Genomic DNA, 16,256 nt, shown 5'->3' with positions numbered 1-16,256 from the left:
AAATAAAAAAGATAAAGTGTTTATATTTGAATAATAGATTTAGTAAACACTTTTAAGAACAAAATCTATAAAAAAAATAGCCATACTTTACTAAATGTTTTGACGAACACAAGTATGACTGTAATTAATTTAATTAAATAACCTATTTTATGAAAAAAAATAAAAAAGTATCATTCGTAATCTTATTAAGTAGTATATTTATCTTTTCAATTATTTTGTTTTCTTGTTCGGACGATACTATAGATAATGATAAGAATTCGTCAGGAGAAGAGATTTTAAAAATTATTGAGAAAAAAACTGGATTTATTAAAGTTACAAATGCTAATGAGATTAATATAATTAGTAAAAATTTGAATTATAACTCAAATACAGTTTTTTATAAATCAATAAAAGAGAATAATTTTATAATTATTTCCAGCAATGATAATAATTATTTTTTAAATAAAGGAAGTATTGAAAACGGTAAGTTTATTGTTAAAAATAGATTTGAACTTGTTGATAATATGAATGATGAAGGGAATGGGGATTTAATTATAAAAAACCTAGATGAAGGAATTGTAATTTCTCAAACATATTCTGATGGAGTTTTTAAAAATGTTTTAATTTCATCAAATGAGGAATTATCTTCTAAAGGGTTATGTCAAAGAGAAAAAGGAGAATCTTTCAAAGACTGTAATTCTAGAGAGACAGATGAATTTTGTGATGATTTTGTTTCTACTGTAGCTTATATAACAAATCCTTCTATCGCTATTTTGATAGCTGCTTTATGTTCGTGTTAATTAAAAATTAAAAAAATGAATAAATTAAAATTAAATCCTTTGAGATTATTATTTATTGGAATGTTGGTGATTTTTGTTGGAGCAATTGCAAAAATAACTGGGGAGTCTTTTTATAAACCAATTCTTATAACGGGATTAGTTATAGAAATTATAAGTGTAATTTTACTTTTAAGTAGATTTAATCATTTATTGAAAAGTAATAAATAAACGAATGATTTAATTAAAAAAAAGGGGCAACTTAATCTTAAGTTCCCCCTTTTTCTTTCTAAGTTTTGCATTTACAAAGTAGCTTTATGATTAGTAATTGCTAAAATAAAAGCATCAACTTCGTCTATCTCTTTGTTAATACGTGCTAAATCGAGTTCCTTTTCTAACAAAGCCACGACACCATAACTTTCTTTACGGTTTTGGAGTAAGAATTTTTTGTAATCTAATTTTAATTTTTGATAAATCAATTATGAAACTTTAATAATGGTATAATTATATGGTATCAAAAACTGTGACAAAATAATTTTAAAAAAATAAAATTGTCACAAAAGGGATAAAAAATACAACATTCAAAAGCGGTATAACAATTAAGTACAGATTTTTGCTTTACAAACAAAAACATTTGTTAAAATGTTGTAAAATAAGGTTTTATATTGTTGTTTCAGTGTTTAAAAAGTACTCAATTCATGAAAAACAAGTCGAAATTCGCGAATGTCGAGTTACATTGTTTGCACACTTCAAAAAACACCTTTAGTTTTGAAATCAGAAATAAGAAATATTTTTTATTCCTTTATAAAACGATAAATGATGATGTATATTAATTACCTATTTCAAGTAATTTTAATTATTACGATTCTTATTATAGTGTATTATTTGGTTAAGATGCTAAGAAAAATAATAGAATTGTTAGATAAATTTGAATGAAATGTAAGAAAAGTTACTGTTAACCCTTTTCTTAAAAAATAGTTGGCCACTATACTGGGATTGATTCAGCTGCTAGTAACCCATAAAAAAGACGAGCAAAACAGGAATGGATAGGTTTTCTAAAACAAAACTATCAAACAAGAATAAAGAAAGAGTTGGCTTTTTCTTGTTTTAAAGTTTTCCAACTAAAAAAAAACAGCCATACTTTTCTAAATGTTTTGACGAACACAAAGTATGACTGTAATTAATTTAATTAAAAAACAAATTTATGAAAAATTTATTTTTTGGCTTAGTAGCTACCATTTTATTTTCTGTAACTGGTTTTGCAAACACAACTGATGCAATACATCCTACAATGAAAGAAGTAACTACAACTGTTGCTACTATTTTATTGGAAACAGACAACACGATTACTGAATATAAATTCAATTCAGTAGAAGAGTTTACACAACATTCTGATTCTATTATCGATTCATTAAACGAGTTAGTAGAAAATGGAGAAGAATGTTCTATTACTATTACTATGTCGGTAACAGTAACTGCAGAAGCATCAGTTGGGGTAGCAGGTGGGTCTGTTTCAACTACAGTTACAGGTTCTGTAACGACTAGTTGTGCAAATGCAGTTGCTGCAGGTAAAAAATTAAAAGCTCAATTGTTAGCCATGGCGCAATAATCTTTGTTTAAAGGTAACCTTGCCCTTTATTGAGCAAGGTTGCTTTTATAAAATATAAAAAAATAACATTTTAAATCTTGCAAAAGTTTTACATTTCATCTAACTTGTTTAAAAAATAAAATGAAAAAAATACTCTTTGTTTTTCTTATCCTGTATGTATATAAAATCCAATCTCAAAATTTCATAGCTAAAGGGAAAGTAGATTATGATATGTATAGTAATACAGACGGGCTCAAAAATTATAATGCTATTTTGTATTTTAATGAGAACTATTCAAAATTTGTTTTTAATGTTAAAGGATTAGCTCAAAATGTAATCGAGACAACAAAGGATGATGCTTCCCAACATTTAGAAGTGGTTATAAGAGACACAACGGAAACAGCTATTATTCATTCGGTTAAAGAAAAAAAGCTCTATATACTTAACCAGAAAGTTAATGTATGGGAAGAAAGCGGCTCTCAAGAATGGATTTTGGAAGAAGAGGTAAAAGAAATAGGGAGTTTATTATGTAGTAAGGCAACTTGTAAATTTAGAGGAAGAAATTACACCGCATGGTATGCACCTGCAATACCTTTGCCTTATGGCCCATGGAAGTTTAATGGTTTGCCAGGCTTAATAATCGAGTTATATGATCATAATAAAGATGTTTATTTTTCTATGTTGCAACTTAAAATTCCATTTAATCAAGAAATTGAAGGACTAAAAGGGAATGAGAATTTTATTACTCGAAAAGAATTAAAAATCATAGATGAAGAGAATAATAAGAAGTTTATCAAAAGAATGAACGAGAAAGCACAACGAATGCAAGCTTCTTCAGGAAAAGACGAAACTATTAAAATAAGTATATCTCCTTCCATTGAAAAAAAAGGAATTGAATTAGATTAAAAACAAATAGGATGCAACATTTCTGGATACTACTTTTTATAATACAAGTAACTTTTTCTCAGTCAAGATTTTCCGATGGGAAAATTGAATATGATATGATTCTTTCATTAGATGGTCTTTCTAAGTACAATGGAACCGTGTTGTTTAATTCAAATTATTCACTTTTTAAATTTAAAAGTGCAGAGAGTGAAAACTTATATACGGAAGAGGTTTCTCTAAAAGGAGAGTATGTGATAAATAAAATAGATACCACAGCTTCCTATGTTTATATGGATAAAGTTAAGAAGGAAACCTATGAAATTCAAAAGTCTTTATTAACAAAAGAAATTGTAGCTATAAAAGACGATAATCCTTTGATAAATTGGAAATTAATTGAAGAAAATAAATTGATAGGAAAGTACAATTGCTTTAAAGCAGAGGCTGATTTTAGAGGAAGAAATTATACGGCTTGGTATTGTGCCGATTTGCCTTACAATGTTGGACCTTGGAAGTTTAATAATTTACCTGGTGTAATCATGGAGCTGTATGATTCAGAAAGCAAGGTTATTTTTATAATAAATAAAATTACAATTCCATTTGAAGAAGAAATTAAAAATATAATAGAAGGTTTTAAAGTTATTTCTAGCAAACAAAATAAGGAAGACAATCAAGAGTTTTTAGATGATTTAGAAAGAAAAGTAAATTCTAAATTAAGCAGAGATGTTAAAGTTACAATATCCAATAAACGAATTATTTCTATTGAACAATAAATTAAATAAAACATGAAAAAAATACTAATAACAGCGATAATTTTACTATTTATAAATATGGTTTTCGCTCATAAAAATAATCCCAAAGAAAATGGAGTTGAAAAGAAAAATGTTAAAACAGATATTTGTTCGATAACCTATATCGTAAAAGAAAAAATAGGGGCTCAAACCCTAGTATCTGAATACACATTTACAGCAACGACATGTGAACAGGTAGAAAATGCAGCAATTGCAGCAGGAATTATAAAGCCTAAAGTAGCAAAAGTTGAATAAAGCATTGTTTTTTGTTTGTAGTTTGGTTAACCTAACAACAGCAATGTTGTTGTTAGGTGCTTTTTCGTTTGCACAAAGTACAATCAAAGGAACAATTCTTGACGATAAAGGTTTTCCAGTAAGTGCTGCTAATGTAATTTTAAAACCTGAAAATTCTCAGAGCATTATTGCTTATGGTTATAGCAATGAAACAGGAAACTATGAATTAACTACTTATAAAACGGGTAGCTATGTTTTGAGTTTTTCGGCATTAAATTATGAAACAGTATCTTTTGAAGTTGTCCTAACTCATGAATCAAAAACAATTTTACAAGATGCTTCTTTAGTTTATAAAGCGATTGCTTTAAATGAGGTTGTCATAGAATCCAATAGACCCATTACTATAAAAAAAGACACTATTGTTTTTGATGTTAAAGCCTTTATACAAGGCAACGAAGAAGTAGTAGAAGATTTATTAAAAAAAATTCCTGGACTTACCGTAGATAGTGATGGAACAATTAAAGCGGGAAATCAGGAAGTAGAAAAAGTAATGGTAGATAACGATGATTTCTTTGAAAAAGGATACAAAGTACTGACTAAAAATATGCCTTCTAGTCCTATTGAAAAGGTAGAATTGTTACAGCATTATTCTAATAATAAACACTTAAAAGGGATTGAAAATAGCGAAAAAGTAGCTTTAAATTTGGTTTTAAAGGATGATGCTAAAAGGCAATGGTTTGGTAATTTTCTTTTAGGTTATGGATTAATTTCTGAAAACAGATATGAAGGAAGAAGTAATCTTATGAATTTTGGAAAAAAAAATAAATATTACTTCCTAACTAATCTCAATAACACAGGTGAAACTGCTACAGGAGATATTTCAAGTTTAATTTATTCATTTGGTGATGAGCAAATAGGTGACAATGAAAAAAATCAAACAATTTTAGGATTAGAGGTATATGTGCCGCAACTTAAGCAGAAAAGAGTCAATTTTAATAATGCGGAGTTAATTTCACTGAACAGCATCTTTACCCTTTCTCCAAAAATAAAATTAAAAGCGATGGCTTTTATAAATCAAGACGAAAACAATTTTTATAGAAATAGTAGCCAATCATTTTTTGCTAATAACATCTTTTTTCAAAATACAGAAGATTTTACACTACGAAAAAACACATTAGTAGGGTTTGGAAAGATAGATTTTGATTTTAATATTTCATCAACTAAAAATTTTCAGTTCACCAGTAAGTTAAGCAACACAAGAAATAAAGATAGAAGTGAATTGTTGTTTAATGATAATTTGTTACAGGAGAGATTAAATAGTAATAACCACCTATTGGATCAAAAAATAGTGTTTACTAATAAAATAACCACTAATAAAGCATGGTTAATTTCGGCTCGGGTAATTAATGAAAAAACGCCTCAAACCTATGAGTTAAATCAGTTTTTATACGATGATTTATTTTCGTCAAATGCAAACAATATTGCTCAAATAAACCAGAATGAAATGGCTTTTTATGGCATAGAAAGTTATTTGTTAAATAGGGAAAAAGCAGGTAATTTATTAGAAATAAAATTTGGAAATCAATACAGAAGAGATGTCTTGCATTCAAATTTTCAAATTAAAAATGGAAACCAGCTTATCGATAATCCTTTGGGGTATCAAAACAATACAGTTTATGGAGTAAATGATTTATATGCAATTCTAAAATATGCTTACCGTTTGAAAAAAATCAATTTAGTGCCACAAATTGATTTGCATCAATTCTTTAATACATTGGAAATTGCAGAAATGAAAGCTTCTCAAACGCCTTTTTTTATAAATCCAAAATTAGGAATAGAGTATGAAATGAATAAAAAAAACAAAATACTTGCCTCTTATGCATTTAATACAACTAATGCTTCCATACTTGATGTTTATTCTAATTATGTGCATAGTGGTTTTAGATCATTTACAAAAGGCACAGGAACTTTCAATCAATTAGAAGCTTCCAATGCCTTGTTGAGTTACACTTATGGAAATTGGGGTGATAAATTTTTCGCTAGCACATTTATAATGTACTCTAGAAATCATGATTTTTTGAGTACCCATGCAGTAATTGCACAAAATTATTCTCAATATGATAAAATACAGATTAAAGATAGAGATCTTGCAACCTTGAGTTCTTCCGTTGATTATTATTTTAGACCAGTATCTTCTAATTTAAAATTAGTTGTTGGTGGTACAAAAACGAATTATAAGAATGTGGTAAATAATTCTAACTTAAGAGCAGTGAAAAACAATTTAATCTATTATGGTTTAGAGTTGCGTTCCGGTTTTAAAGGCATATTCAATTATCACACAGGTACAAAATGGGATTATAATGAAGTGACAACAACTATAAACAATTCATTTACTAATAATACCCTGTTTTTAGATTTATCATTTGTACTTAATTCTAAGATGAATTTTCAAATACAAACTGAAAGATATTTTTTTGGTAACTTAGAAAAGAAGCACAACACCTATTATTTTATGGATTTGGAAGCAAAATATACAGTGAAGGAAAACAAATTGTCTTTTTTCTTATCGGGAAACAATTTATTTAATACTACTTCTTTTAAAAATTACAGCGTTAACGATATTAGTATATCTAATACGGAATACCGTTTGCAACCAAGATATGTTTTATTAAAAATGGATTATCGATTTTAGAATAATGAACGACTGCTTGTTCTAAATGATATTTATAGATGATGTATACGCCATGTAGTTAGTTATGATTATACACCACAAAAAAATGCGTTCTTAATTGAACGCATTTTTATTTAATTTTTAATAGGTTGTTCCAAGTTTACCTCTGGTTCTGGTGGAATCCGTTTCTTTAAAAATAAGATTTGCCCTAAATGACTTGATTGGTGTTCCATGACATGAAACCAACCAAAAAAGTTATTCATATCGCTGTCTTTGTGTACTTCCATCAACCACGCATCGTCTCTCTTTTTTAATTCTTCAATCGTTTTGGCACGTACTTCATTAAAAATATTTAAATAATATTGTGCATCATGGTTTCTTATTTCATCACGACCACCTTGATCTAAATCTAAAGCAGTTTGCCATATCTTTTTTTCTTCTTCATTAAATCCTCTATTTTCAAAAGTATATAACTGGTAGTATTTTTCTGCAGCAGCTAAATGCATAATTAAAGAACCAATGCGATTGGCTTTTTCATCATGAAGATAATCCAATTCATACTGACTCATATTTTTTACTTGGTTTTCAACACGATCTTTTAAATTTTCAAGCATAGAAATTAATGTGCCTATTTGTGGAGAAACATTTTCCATAGGCTTTATTTTATAGGAATCTTTATAAATTATTCCTTTGCCTTCAATTACTATGGCATATTTTCCTTCCGCTTTGTCTTCAGTTGTCGTTATTTCATACTCTTTTACTTTTATACCTTGTCCTTGTGAAACACCATTACTCCATCTAGGAATAGTACCGTTTTCTATTTTTTTTTCAAAATTACCATTTGATATTTTTACAGGTTCTAAAACCCCCTTGTCATTCTCAATGAATAATTTAAAATCATCAAAGTAAAATTTACCATTATACAAACATAATCCTCCAAAATTAATCGATTTTGAATGCTCATCAAATGTGCCTTCTACCGTATAGGTTTGCCAAGAATTAGATTTTATGGGACGATCAGCCATATTGTCAAAGAAACCATAACCCTCTTTTTTGTTGTCTACTCTTGCCCATAATCCAGCCCAAGCATAATCTTCATCTGAAACTACTTTAACAGCAGCTTCAATTTTAAATTTTTTTTCTTTCTTTGTTTCAATGTTAATGGATTGAGTAAAAGAAGTCCAACTACTAGATATTACTTTTACATCTTGCGCATGTAGTGCAATTTGAATAAATAATCCAATTAATAAAAATGTTTTTTTCATGATGTTTTTTATTTGAAAACAAAACTACTATTTTTCATTTATTCTCTTTTGTGTTTAGCGTCTTTAATAGAAAAATTAACATTTTTATGATTTTTTTTAAAGTGTGGGATGCAAAAAAAGAGGATGTCTAAATGATAATGATTCTTGTCAATCTGAACTTGTTTCAGATTCTAAATTAAACTATTAATCAATATTTTTAGATTCTGAACTTATTTCAGAATAGCACCTTTGTAGACTTTTTGGGCTGCCTCTTTCTACCATAAATTGCATTCGTTGTTGTTTTTATTGTTGCTTTATAATGTTTTTTTATCAACATCAAAGGGATTATTTTTCATTGGTATTTCCAGTAGGATTCGTTGGGTTAGTTTGTTCTTTGGTTGTCTTAAATATTTTAGAATTTAATAATTCTCATATTTTTTCTCTTTTCTCTTTTCCCTTTTCCCTTTTTCCTACTGCATTTTCTGAAATAAATCCCAAACCACAATACCTGCACTTACCGAAATATTTAGAGAATGTTTTGTACCCAGTTGCGGAATTTCAATAACCCCATCACTTAGGTTTATCGCTTCTTGTGCTACACCTTTTACTTCGTTTCCAAAAATTAGAGCATACTTTGTAGTAGTTTCTATTGTAAAATCGTTGAGCATAATTGAATTCTCGGTTTGTTCAATAGAATAAATGGCTACTTTTTCTTCTTTAAGTTTTGCAATAACTTCTAAAACATCTTTTGCATATTCCCAAGTTACCGTTTCTGTAGCTCCTAAAGCAGTTTTGTGAATTTCTTTGTTTGGCGGAACAGCTGTTATGCCACACAAATAAATTTTCTCCACTAAAAAAGCATCGGCCGTTCTAAAAACCGAACCAATATTGTGTAAACTTCTAATGTCATCTAAAACAAGAATAAGTGGTGTTTTTGTAGCTTCTTTAAACTCTTCTTTATTTAATCGCTCTAGTTCTGCGTTGGCTAATTTTCTCATAGGGCAAAGATAAAATAATGTGGCAATGTAGCAATGTGTGGATTAGATAATGTGTCGATTAGTCAATGTGTCAATAAGTCAATGAGTCAATGAGTCAATAAGTCAATGAGTCAATAAGTCAATGATTCAATTAGATAATTAGATAATGAGATAATGTGTAATGGGTTATTGTTTCAATTTTTAATGTCAATAGCATGAGAGGGTGCAGGAAGAATTACCTTTTAAAATAAAGTCTCTGTCATTATTAAAAGGAGCAATATTATTAATGGCAATTGAATTAAAATTTGAAATTGTCATTACCATTGATTTTTGATATTGCCATTGCCATTGAAATTCGTACCTTCGCAAACACTTCTAAAAATAACAAACAGTGGCTAAAAAAACATCTGAAACGATAACAAAAGAAAAGGAAAAAAAGGAAACGCCTTTAATGAAGCAATACAATGAAATTAAAAGAAAATATCCCGATGCTTGTTTATTGTTTCGTGTAGGTGATTTTTATGAAACGTTTGGAGAAGATGCGGTTCGATCGGCAGGAATTTTAGGAATTACTTTAACCAAAAGAGGAGCTGGTTCTGATAGCGAAACCGCTTTGGCTGGTTTTCCGCACCATTCTTTAAATACCTATTTGCCTAAACTGGTTAAAGCAGGACTTCGTGTGGCTATCTGTGACCAATTAGAAGATCCTAAAATGACTAAAACCATTGTAAAAAGAGGCGTTACTGAACTGGTAACACCTGGAGTAGCAATGAATGATGAGGTGTTACATGCGAAATCGAATAATTTTTTGGCATCGGTTCATTTTGGAAAAAAAAATCTGGGAATTGCTTTTTTAGATGTTTCAACGGGCGAATTTTTAACCGCACAAGGAAATGAAGAATATATCGACAAACTCTTGCAAAACTTTAATCCAAGTGAAGTTTTAGTACCAAAGCACCACAAGAATCAATTTAAAGAAATTTTCGGTGATGATTTACATTCTTTTTTTCTAGAAGATTGGGTGTATAAGGAAGATTATGCGATGGAAACCTTAACCAAGCATTTTCAAACCAATTCCTTAAAAGGATTTGGAGTAGAAGAACTGCAAGAAGGAATTGTGGCTTCGGGTGCCATTTTGTATTATTTATCGGAAACCCAACATAGTAAAATCCAACACATTACAAACATTCAGCGTATTGCAGAAGATGCTTATGTGTGGATGGATCGTTTTACGATTCGTAATTTGGAATTGTATCATTCTACTAATGTAAATGCAGTTACCCTTTTAGATGTTATCGACAAAACGTTGTCGCCTATGGGGTCGCGTTTGCTGAAACGTTGGTTGGCTTTGCCTTTAAAAGATGTTTCACGTATTAAAAGTCGTCATGAAGTAGTGGCTTATTTAAAAGATAATCCAGAAATCTTACAAAAGATTCAATACCAAATCAAACAAATTTCCGATTTAGAACGTTTGATTTCTAAAGTGGCAACAGGGAAAGTTTCCCCGAGAGAAGTGGTGTACTTAAACGACTCTTTGAATGCGATTATCCCAATAAAGGAAATAGCTTTACAAAGTAAGAATGAAGCTTTAAAAGCCATAGGTGATAGTTTGCATGCCTGCGAACTGTTGCGTGAGAAAATTCAAACGACCTTAAATCCAGAGGCACCTGCACATGTAAATAAAGGGAATGCGATTGCAACAGGAGTACATGCAGAATTAGACGAATTAAGAGCTATTTCTTCTAAAGGAAAAGGCTATTTAGAAGACCTAGAAGTAAGAGAAAGTGAGAAAACAGGCATTTCTTCCTTAAAAGTGTCTTTTAATAATGTATTTGGTTATTACATCGAAGTTCGAAATACGCATAAAGATAAAGTGCCAGCCGATTGGATTAGGAAGCAAACACTGGTAAGTGCCGAACGCTATATTACTGAAGAGCTAAAAGAATATGAAAGTAAGATTTTAGGAGCTGAAGATAAGATACAACAATTAGAAAGTCAGTTGTTTGAACAATTGGTCAACTGGATGGCAACATATATTAAGCCTGTGCAACACAATGCTAATTTGATTGCGCAGTTGGATTGTTTGAATTCGTTTACCCAATTGGCAATAGAACATAAATATGTAGAGCCTATTATCGATGATAGTTATGATTTAGAGATTAAAGAAGGGAGACATCCTGTGATTGAAAAACAATTGCCTATAGGTGTGCCCTATATTTCAAATGATGTTTTTTTGGATAATGAAACACAACAAATCATCATGATCACTGGGCCGAATATGTCGGGTAAATCGGCCATATTAAGACAAACGGCTTTGATCGTTTTATTAGCTCAAATGGGAAGTTTTGTACCTGCTGAAAGTGTACGAATGGGCATCGTAGATAAAATTTTTACTAGAGTAGGAGCGAGCGATAATATTTCTATGGGCGAATCGACCTTTATGGTGGAGATGAACGAAACCGCTTCGATTTTAAATAACATTTCGGATAGAAGTTTGGTCTTATTAGATGAAATTGGTAGAGGAACTTCTACTTATGACGGAATTTCAATTGCTTGGGCGATTTCCGAATATTTACACGAACATCCTAACAAACCGAAAACGCTTTTTGCTACCCATTACCACGAATTAAATGAAATGGAAGCCATTTTTGAACGTATTCAAAATTTTAATGTATCTGTAAAGGAATTAAAAGATACGGTGTTGTTTATTCGTAAATTAGTAAAAGGAGGTAGTGCACATAGTTTTGGTATCCATGTGGCAAAAATGGCAGGAATGCCACAAGTGGTAATTCAAAAAGCGCAAAAGTTATTAAAAAAACTAGAAAAAGACCATTCTGGAGATGCTTTAAATGGTAATAAGTTAGAAAAAGATAACGAAATGCAATTGAGTATTTTTAACTTAGACGATCCCTTATTAGAAGAAATAAAAGACGAAATTTTAAATATAGACATCAATACACTTACTCCAGTGGAAGCTTTAATGAAGTTGAATGAAATAAAACGAATGTTAACCAAAAAATAACCAATTAATAATCAGTAAATTGTATTTTTTTTAATTTTTTTCTTCAAAAATCCTTGTAGAAAAAAAAATAGGTGTTATATTTGCATCCGCAATGAGGGAATTACCGAGTAGTTGCTGTCGTTCATAAATATAAAATGCGAAAATAGCTCAGTTGGTAGAGCGCAACCTTGCCAAGGTTGAGGTCGCGGGTTCGAACCCCGTTTTTCGCTCAAAATACCAAATGAAATATTCGCTCGAGTGGTGGAATTGGTAGACACGCTGGACTTAAAATCCAGTGAACAGTAATGTTCGTGCGGGTTCAAGTCCCGCCTTGAGTACAAAAAGCTTCTAACTATGTTAGGAGCTTTTTTTGTTTATTTCTATTTTATTACCTTGTGGAAAAGTTTGAACAAGATAAAGGTTTGGCTGACTCCTAATTTTGAGAATGGGAGCGTATTAAGTGCTGGTTTTTCGGGACAAAGAGCAGTTAACACGTGCTGAATGGTGCGGAAGGAGTGTTTTTGTTTTAAAGAGTTTTGAAATTTTACTAAAATTAATTTGCGAGGTTAATTAAAAGGCTTATATTTGCACTCGCAATTAGGGAAGAGGTTGTTTTAATCGTCCTAATTTTATTGAAAAGAGTTTACCTAATACAAAATAGTTACTCAATTGATGTCTCTACAAAAGAGATGTTTCAAAAGTAACAAAAGGCTCGAGTGGTGGAATTGGTAGACACGCTGGACTTAAAATCCAGTGAGCAGTAATGTTCGTGCGGGTTCAAGTCCCGCCTTGAGTACAAAAACTCCTAACAACAATGTTAGGAGTTTTTTATTTTATATCGTTTGCTAATGTAAGTCTGTTTTATGTTAGTTTAAAAACTTTCTTTTTATTGACAAATAAGGCATGTAACACGCTAGGCTTATGTGTAGCTAAAGTAGTTTCTTCAAAATAAAAATTGGTTAAATTCCAAACAATCATAATCGCAGAAAAGTAGTATAAATTTAATACTAGAGCGATTCCTATATGCATGGAAATAGTTAGAATTACCCAAATTTTTCTTGTTTTAGGAAGCCATACAAATATAGGATAACACATTTCAATGATAATGGTTGACCAACCAATAAGGACAAGAATAAAGCTGTGATCTGCCAGCCAAGAAAAATCAAAATGAAAGTCTCTATTAGCATAAGGAAGGTTTATGGCTTTCCATATCGATTCACCATTCCACCAATTAAATCCTAATAATTTATCAAATCCAGAGAAAAAATAAGCGATGCTAAGGTGAAGTTGAAAAAGTCGTTTTACTGGCATATAGTGGGTAGGCTCATTTGGTTTTGAACGAAATAAATTGCGAATTGAAAAAACTGTGTCCGATGGAAATAAAATTAAATAGAAGAGCGACATGCTAGTGAAAAAATCGGCTCCATAGATGAAAAAACTGCTTCCTTTCATTAATGATATTTGAATAAAAAGGAGTAAGAAGGCACTTATTCTAGAATAAAAACCAAGAATGATGCTTATTCCTAAAGCAATGTAAGTTATTTTGGTTGCTAAAAGGGTAGTTGCTTCTGAAATGCCTATACTTTCTAATTGTTTTACTACAAAAGGAAAGGTAAGTTGCCAATCCTGATTAAAAGTGGCCATAATATCTAGCGGAATAATGCTTTTGCTTGAAAAGAATTGGTTAAAATCACCATAAATTGATAAAAAATGCAATATTATAATTATTCCAGCTGCTACTCTAAAAAAGAATAGAAACTCATGATTATGGGATGGAGCAAAGAAAAAATGCTCAATTTTAGAATAGATTTTGGATAGTTTTTTCATTTTTAAATTTATTTATATTCGCCAATAAGAATCAAACGTTCCGATTTTTCTCCTTTTTGATAGCTTTTTAAATCGGGGTAATGGTATAAGTATAATCGAGCTGTTATTGTGGATGCTTTTGGATTTTCTTTTTTAACTGAAACCGCAATTTGTTTCACTATAATATCTAAATATTGCTGATATTTATTGTCTTTCATCGAACCATCTTCGGTTGAGATTTTGTCTAAAAACATATTGTATACCGAGGTATATCGAGTAATACTTTCTTTGTTTTTAAAAGCAGGCATAATTTTATTTTCAATAATATTACCCTCTTGGTCCTTTAATTCGAATAACAAGACAAAGTCGCTTGCTACATTGGGTGCGAAAAAACTGTATCCTGTATCGAAACCTGTGTAAGATAGAAAAAAACTTACGGGTTTTAGTTTGATTATTTCTTCTGTAAGGGTAAAAGTTATTGGTTTTTTGTATTCTTTTTCTGCATAATAGAAGCCATAATAGCCATCAAAGGTTCCTTTTAGTCCTACTATAAAAACCAATAGAAGCACTGTGAAAATACCAGCCAATTGTAGTTTTTTTTTCATTGTAGTAAAATATTTAAAAGAACAAGACTGACAGAGAATCAGTCTTGTCTTGTTTTTAACGATATTGTTGAATAATTCCTTCCAAACGAGTTTGTAATTCTTTATCTGGAGCTACATTGTTCACTCGAAATAAAACTCTGGAATATTTATTTACACCCATGAAATCACCACAAATATTAGCATCATCCAAACCATAAATGCTAAGTTTTGATAAGGTATTGATGTCTTTATCGCTCATTTTGATAGCTTTAGTAGCGATTTGATTATTGGTAATGGCTACATTGCCATTTATTAATGTGGGCTTGTATTTGTCTAAAATTTGATCTAATTGACTTTTTAAGTCACCAAACTGAGACCAATCGATTTGTGCCGTTTCAAAGCATCCTTTGTGGATAAAATTAATTTTTTGAATTCTAGATATCCGATCTAAATTTTGAATTCTTTGGATAAATTGAATTTGCTGGGTGTTTACGAGGTAAGATAGGAAAGCTTTTCCTTTAATTTGTTCAGCATACTCTTTATCTAATGCTAATAATTTTTTAATATCTTCTGGAGCAATTTCTTTTGTATTTTGGATGAGGAAATTTCCGTCAACCAAATAATTTCCCGACTCATTATACAATAATGATTTTCTAGGTTTGCATTGCGAGAGTATCAAAACACCCACGGCAAGACACGCAATTAAGCTGATTGTTTTTAGTTTCATGTTTTTGTTTTTTTTAATTGCCTACTCTATTGTTGACTTTTCGGCTTACGTCAATAAAAACATAAAATTAAATATATAAACAACTGATTAAAAGAGTGTTATGCCTGAAATTAATAAGGGTATTTCCCCTTTTTTATTTAAAAAAAAATTGATGATAGAGGCTAAAATGATTTTCTTGATAACTTCTTTATAAAAGTATTGATAGCTTAAAATCAAAATAGTATTTTGCAGCACTGCAATTAACAAACAAATAATATGGCCACTTTTGTAATAACAAAGCGTCTCAATGGAGAATATAAATACGAACTAACTTCTCGGAAAGGTAAAACTATTTTTACAAGTAATAGTTTTGAACTTCGTTTTGAATGTGAAGAACATATACAATATTTACAAGAAAGTATTGAAAGATTGATTTTTATGCGCTTTCGTTCTGGAAATGGAAAATTCTTTTTTAGAATTATTTTAGATGATAAACAAGTGGCTGTGAGTCGAAAATATTCTACTCAATTGTTGCTTCAAAAAGGAATTGACGAATTTGTAAAATATGGTGCTTTGGCGGAAGTTTTAGATTTTTCAGCAGGAGAAGATATTTTTGCTTTTTTTGAGTAAATTTTACGAGTTGTAAAAAGAAAAATATTTTCTGTGTAATAATTTAATGATTAGGATTCTTAAGTGTAAAAAATAGAAGCATAAAAAAAGCTCCACTTAGTGGAGCTTAAATTTTTTGCTAGTTAGCAATTAATTACTTAGCAGCTGGAGCTTCAGTAGCAGCAGGAGCCTCAGTAGTAGCAGCTTCTTCAACAGCAGTTGTAGCTGAATCAGCAACAGCCTCAACGTTTTCAACAGCTTCTTCTGCAGTAGCTTCAACAGCTTCAACAGCTTCAGTAGCAGTTTCTTCTGTAGTCTCAGCGTTATTTTCTTTACAAGAAACGAACATCATAGCAACTAATGCTAAACTTAAAACAACTTTTTTCATCTTACTAAATTATAAAAGGT

General features: G+C 30.2%; 16 protein-coding genes and 3 tRNA genes. 12 read left to right on the top strand and 7 right to left on the bottom strand.

Translation table 11 applies throughout. From position 1 onward, the window contains the following. Window positions 1-149: 149 nt before the first annotated feature. Together HALO113_RS06320 and HALO113_RS06315 are read left to right on the top strand one after the other, a co-directional pair. Window positions 150-779: a hypothetical protein gene (locus tag HALO113_RS06320; protein WP_159778217.1), complete on the top strand. Its 630-nt coding sequence runs from the start codon at window positions 150-152 to the stop codon at window positions 777-779. 15 nt (window positions 780-794) lie between these two features. After that, on the top strand, window positions 795-986 hold the full coding sequence (locus tag HALO113_RS06315) for a hypothetical protein (protein WP_159778216.1): 192 nt from the start codon (window positions 795-797) through the stop codon (window positions 984-986). 71 nt (window positions 987-1,057) lie between these two features. Here the strand turns inward: HALO113_RS06315 and HALO113_RS06310 are convergent, their stop codons facing one another. Then, window positions 1,058-1,234 carry a hypothetical protein gene (locus tag HALO113_RS06310; protein WP_159778215.1) on the bottom strand — a complete coding sequence of 59 codons (177 nt, stop codon included), beginning with the start codon at window positions 1,232-1,234 and terminating at the stop codon, window positions 1,058-1,060. A 725-nt stretch (window positions 1,235-1,959) separates the two neighbouring features. Between HALO113_RS06310 and HALO113_RS06305 the strand changes: the two genes are divergently transcribed. The 5 genes from HALO113_RS06305 to HALO113_RS06285 all read left to right on the top strand — a co-directional run bounded on the left by HALO113_RS06305 (window position 1,960) and on the right by HALO113_RS06285 (window position 6,942). Continuing rightward, entirely contained in the window at window positions 1,960-2,364 is a 405-nt protein-coding gene (locus HALO113_RS06305; RefSeq protein ID WP_159778214.1) for a hypothetical protein, read from the top strand. A gap of 120 nt (window positions 2,365-2,484) precedes the next feature. After that, the gene (locus tag HALO113_RS06300) at window positions 2,485-3,249 is read left to right on the top strand and encodes a GLPGLI family protein (RefSeq protein ID WP_159778213.1); all 765 of its coding nucleotides are present in this window, start codon (window positions 2,485-2,487) and stop codon (window positions 3,247-3,249) included. Between the two features lie 11 nt (window positions 3,250-3,260). Continuing rightward, a complete protein-coding gene (locus HALO113_RS06295; RefSeq protein WP_159778212.1) occupies window positions 3,261-3,998 on the top strand; it encodes a GLPGLI family protein in 738 nt (245 codons plus the stop codon). Window positions 3,999-4,010: 12 nt separating this feature from the next. Beyond that, window positions 4,011-4,271, top strand: a complete 261-nt coding sequence (locus HALO113_RS06290; RefSeq protein WP_159778211.1) for a hypothetical protein — start codon at window positions 4,011-4,013, stop codon at window positions 4,269-4,271. Next, window positions 4,264-6,942 carry a carboxypeptidase-like regulatory domain-containing protein gene (locus HALO113_RS06285; protein ID WP_236554606.1) on the top strand — a complete coding sequence of 893 codons (2,679 nt, stop codon included), beginning with the start codon at window positions 4,264-4,266 and terminating at the stop codon, window positions 6,940-6,942. Before HALO113_RS06290 ends, HALO113_RS06285 begins: the two co-directional genes overlap by 8 nt. A 113-nt stretch (window positions 6,943-7,055) precedes the next feature. Here the strand turns inward: HALO113_RS06285 and HALO113_RS06280 are convergent, their stop codons facing one another. Next, window positions 7,056-8,186, bottom strand: a complete 1,131-nt coding sequence (locus tag HALO113_RS06280) for a DinB family protein (RefSeq protein WP_159778210.1) — start codon at window positions 8,184-8,186, stop codon at window positions 7,056-7,058. 449 nt (window positions 8,187-8,635) lie between these two features. After that, the gene (locus HALO113_RS06275; RefSeq protein ID WP_159778209.1) at window positions 8,636-9,163 is read right to left on the bottom strand and encodes an RNA methyltransferase; all 528 of its coding nucleotides are present in this window, start codon (window positions 9,161-9,163) and stop codon (window positions 8,636-8,638) included. A 430-nt stretch (window positions 9,164-9,593) separates the two neighbouring features. On the opposite strand from HALO113_RS06275, the gene mutS reads away from it, so the two are divergent. The 4 genes from mutS to HALO113_RS06255 all read left to right on the top strand — a co-directional run bounded on the left by mutS (window position 9,594) and on the right by HALO113_RS06255 (window position 12,939). Further along, complete coding sequence (gene mutS, locus HALO113_RS06270) at window positions 9,594-12,164, top strand: DNA mismatch repair protein MutS (protein ID WP_159779563.1); 2,571 nt, start codon at window positions 9,594-9,596, stop codon at window positions 12,162-12,164. 136 nt (window positions 12,165-12,300) lie between these two features. Further along, window positions 12,301-12,373 (top strand) — tRNA-Gly (locus tag HALO113_RS06265). 22 nt (window positions 12,374-12,395) lie between these two features. Further along, a tRNA-Leu gene (locus HALO113_RS06260) sits at window positions 12,396-12,481 on the top strand. Window positions 12,482-12,853: 372 nt separating this feature from the next. After that, window positions 12,854-12,939 (top strand) — tRNA-Leu (locus tag HALO113_RS06255). 65 nt (window positions 12,940-13,004) lie between these two features. Here the strand turns inward: HALO113_RS06255 and HALO113_RS06250 are convergent. Genes HALO113_RS06250 through HALO113_RS06240 form a run of 3 tightly spaced genes read right to left on the bottom strand, consistent with a single transcriptional unit; the run spans window position 13,005 to window position 15,260 of the window. Next, on the bottom strand, window positions 13,005-13,970 hold the full coding sequence (locus tag HALO113_RS06250) for an HTTM domain-containing protein (RefSeq protein ID WP_159778208.1): 966 nt from the start codon (window positions 13,968-13,970) through the stop codon (window positions 13,005-13,007). Window positions 13,971-13,978: 8 nt separating this feature from the next. Then, a complete protein-coding gene (locus tag HALO113_RS06245) occupies window positions 13,979-14,554 on the bottom strand; it encodes a hypothetical protein (protein WP_159778207.1) in 576 nt (191 codons plus the stop codon). A 55-nt stretch (window positions 14,555-14,609) separates the two neighbouring features. Beyond that, window positions 14,610-15,260, bottom strand: a complete 651-nt coding sequence (locus HALO113_RS06240; RefSeq protein WP_159778206.1) for a hypothetical protein — start codon at window positions 15,258-15,260, stop codon at window positions 14,610-14,612. A gap of 255 nt (window positions 15,261-15,515) precedes the next feature. On the opposite strand from HALO113_RS06240, the gene HALO113_RS06235 reads away from it, so the two are divergent. Next, the gene (locus HALO113_RS06235) at window positions 15,516-15,869 is read left to right on the top strand and encodes a DUF1508 domain-containing protein (protein ID WP_159778205.1); all 354 of its coding nucleotides are present in this window, start codon (window positions 15,516-15,518) and stop codon (window positions 15,867-15,869) included. 133 nt (window positions 15,870-16,002) lie between these two features. Here the strand turns inward: HALO113_RS06235 and HALO113_RS06230 are convergent, their stop codons facing one another. Beyond that, window positions 16,003-16,236 (bottom strand): hypothetical protein, encoded by a 234-nt coding sequence (locus tag HALO113_RS06230; protein ID WP_159778204.1) that lies wholly within the window; start codon window positions 16,234-16,236, stop codon window positions 16,003-16,005. Between the last annotated feature and the right edge of the window lie 20 nt (window positions 16,237-16,256).

Source organism: Flavobacterium sp. 9AF (genome assembly GCF_902506265.1).
GTDB lineage: Bacteria > Bacteroidota > Bacteroidia > Flavobacteriales > Flavobacteriaceae > Flavobacterium.
Note: the sequence above shows the minus strand (reverse complement) of the source record. Positions and strands in the feature narration are given on the sequence as shown.

Coding starts and splice junctions, on each gene's coding strand:
- HALO113_RS06320 (WP_159778217.1), top strand. CDS start 150: ATGAAAAAAAATAAAAAAGTATCATTCGTAATCTTATTAAGTAGTATA.
- HALO113_RS06315 (WP_159778216.1), top strand. CDS start 795: ATGAATAAATTAAAATTAAATCCTTTGAGATTATTATTTATTGGAATG.
- HALO113_RS06305 (WP_159778214.1), top strand. CDS start 1,960: ATGAAAAATTTATTTTTTGGCTTAGTAGCTACCATTTTATTTTCTGTA.
- HALO113_RS06300 (WP_159778213.1), top strand. CDS start 2,485: ATGAAAAAAATACTCTTTGTTTTTCTTATCCTGTATGTATATAAAATC.
- HALO113_RS06295 (WP_159778212.1), top strand. CDS start 3,261: ATGCAACATTTCTGGATACTACTTTTTATAATACAAGTAACTTTTTCT.
- HALO113_RS06290 (WP_159778211.1), top strand. CDS start 4,011: ATGAAAAAAATACTAATAACAGCGATAATTTTACTATTTATAAATATG.
- HALO113_RS06280 (WP_159778210.1), bottom strand. CDS start 8,186: ATGAAAAAAACATTTTTATTAATTGGATTATTTATTCAAATTGCACTA.
- HALO113_RS06275 (WP_159778209.1), bottom strand. CDS start 9,163: ATGAGAAAATTAGCCAACGCAGAACTAGAGCGATTAAATAAAGAAGAG.
- mutS (WP_159779563.1), top strand. CDS start 9,594: ATGAAGCAATACAATGAAATTAAAAGAAAATATCCCGATGCTTGTTTA.
- HALO113_RS06250 (WP_159778208.1), bottom strand. CDS start 13,970: ATGAAAAAACTATCCAAAATCTATTCTAAAATTGAGCATTTTTTCTTT.
- HALO113_RS06245 (WP_159778207.1), bottom strand. CDS start 14,554: ATGAAAAAAAAACTACAATTGGCTGGTATTTTCACAGTGCTTCTATTG.
- HALO113_RS06240 (WP_159778206.1), bottom strand. CDS start 15,260: ATGAAACTAAAAACAATCAGCTTAATTGCGTGTCTTGCCGTGGGTGTT.
- HALO113_RS06235 (WP_159778205.1), top strand. CDS start 15,516: ATGGCCACTTTTGTAATAACAAAGCGTCTCAATGGAGAATATAAATAC.
- HALO113_RS06230 (WP_159778204.1), bottom strand. CDS start 16,236: ATGAAAAAAGTTGTTTTAAGTTTAGCATTAGTTGCTATGATGTTCGTT.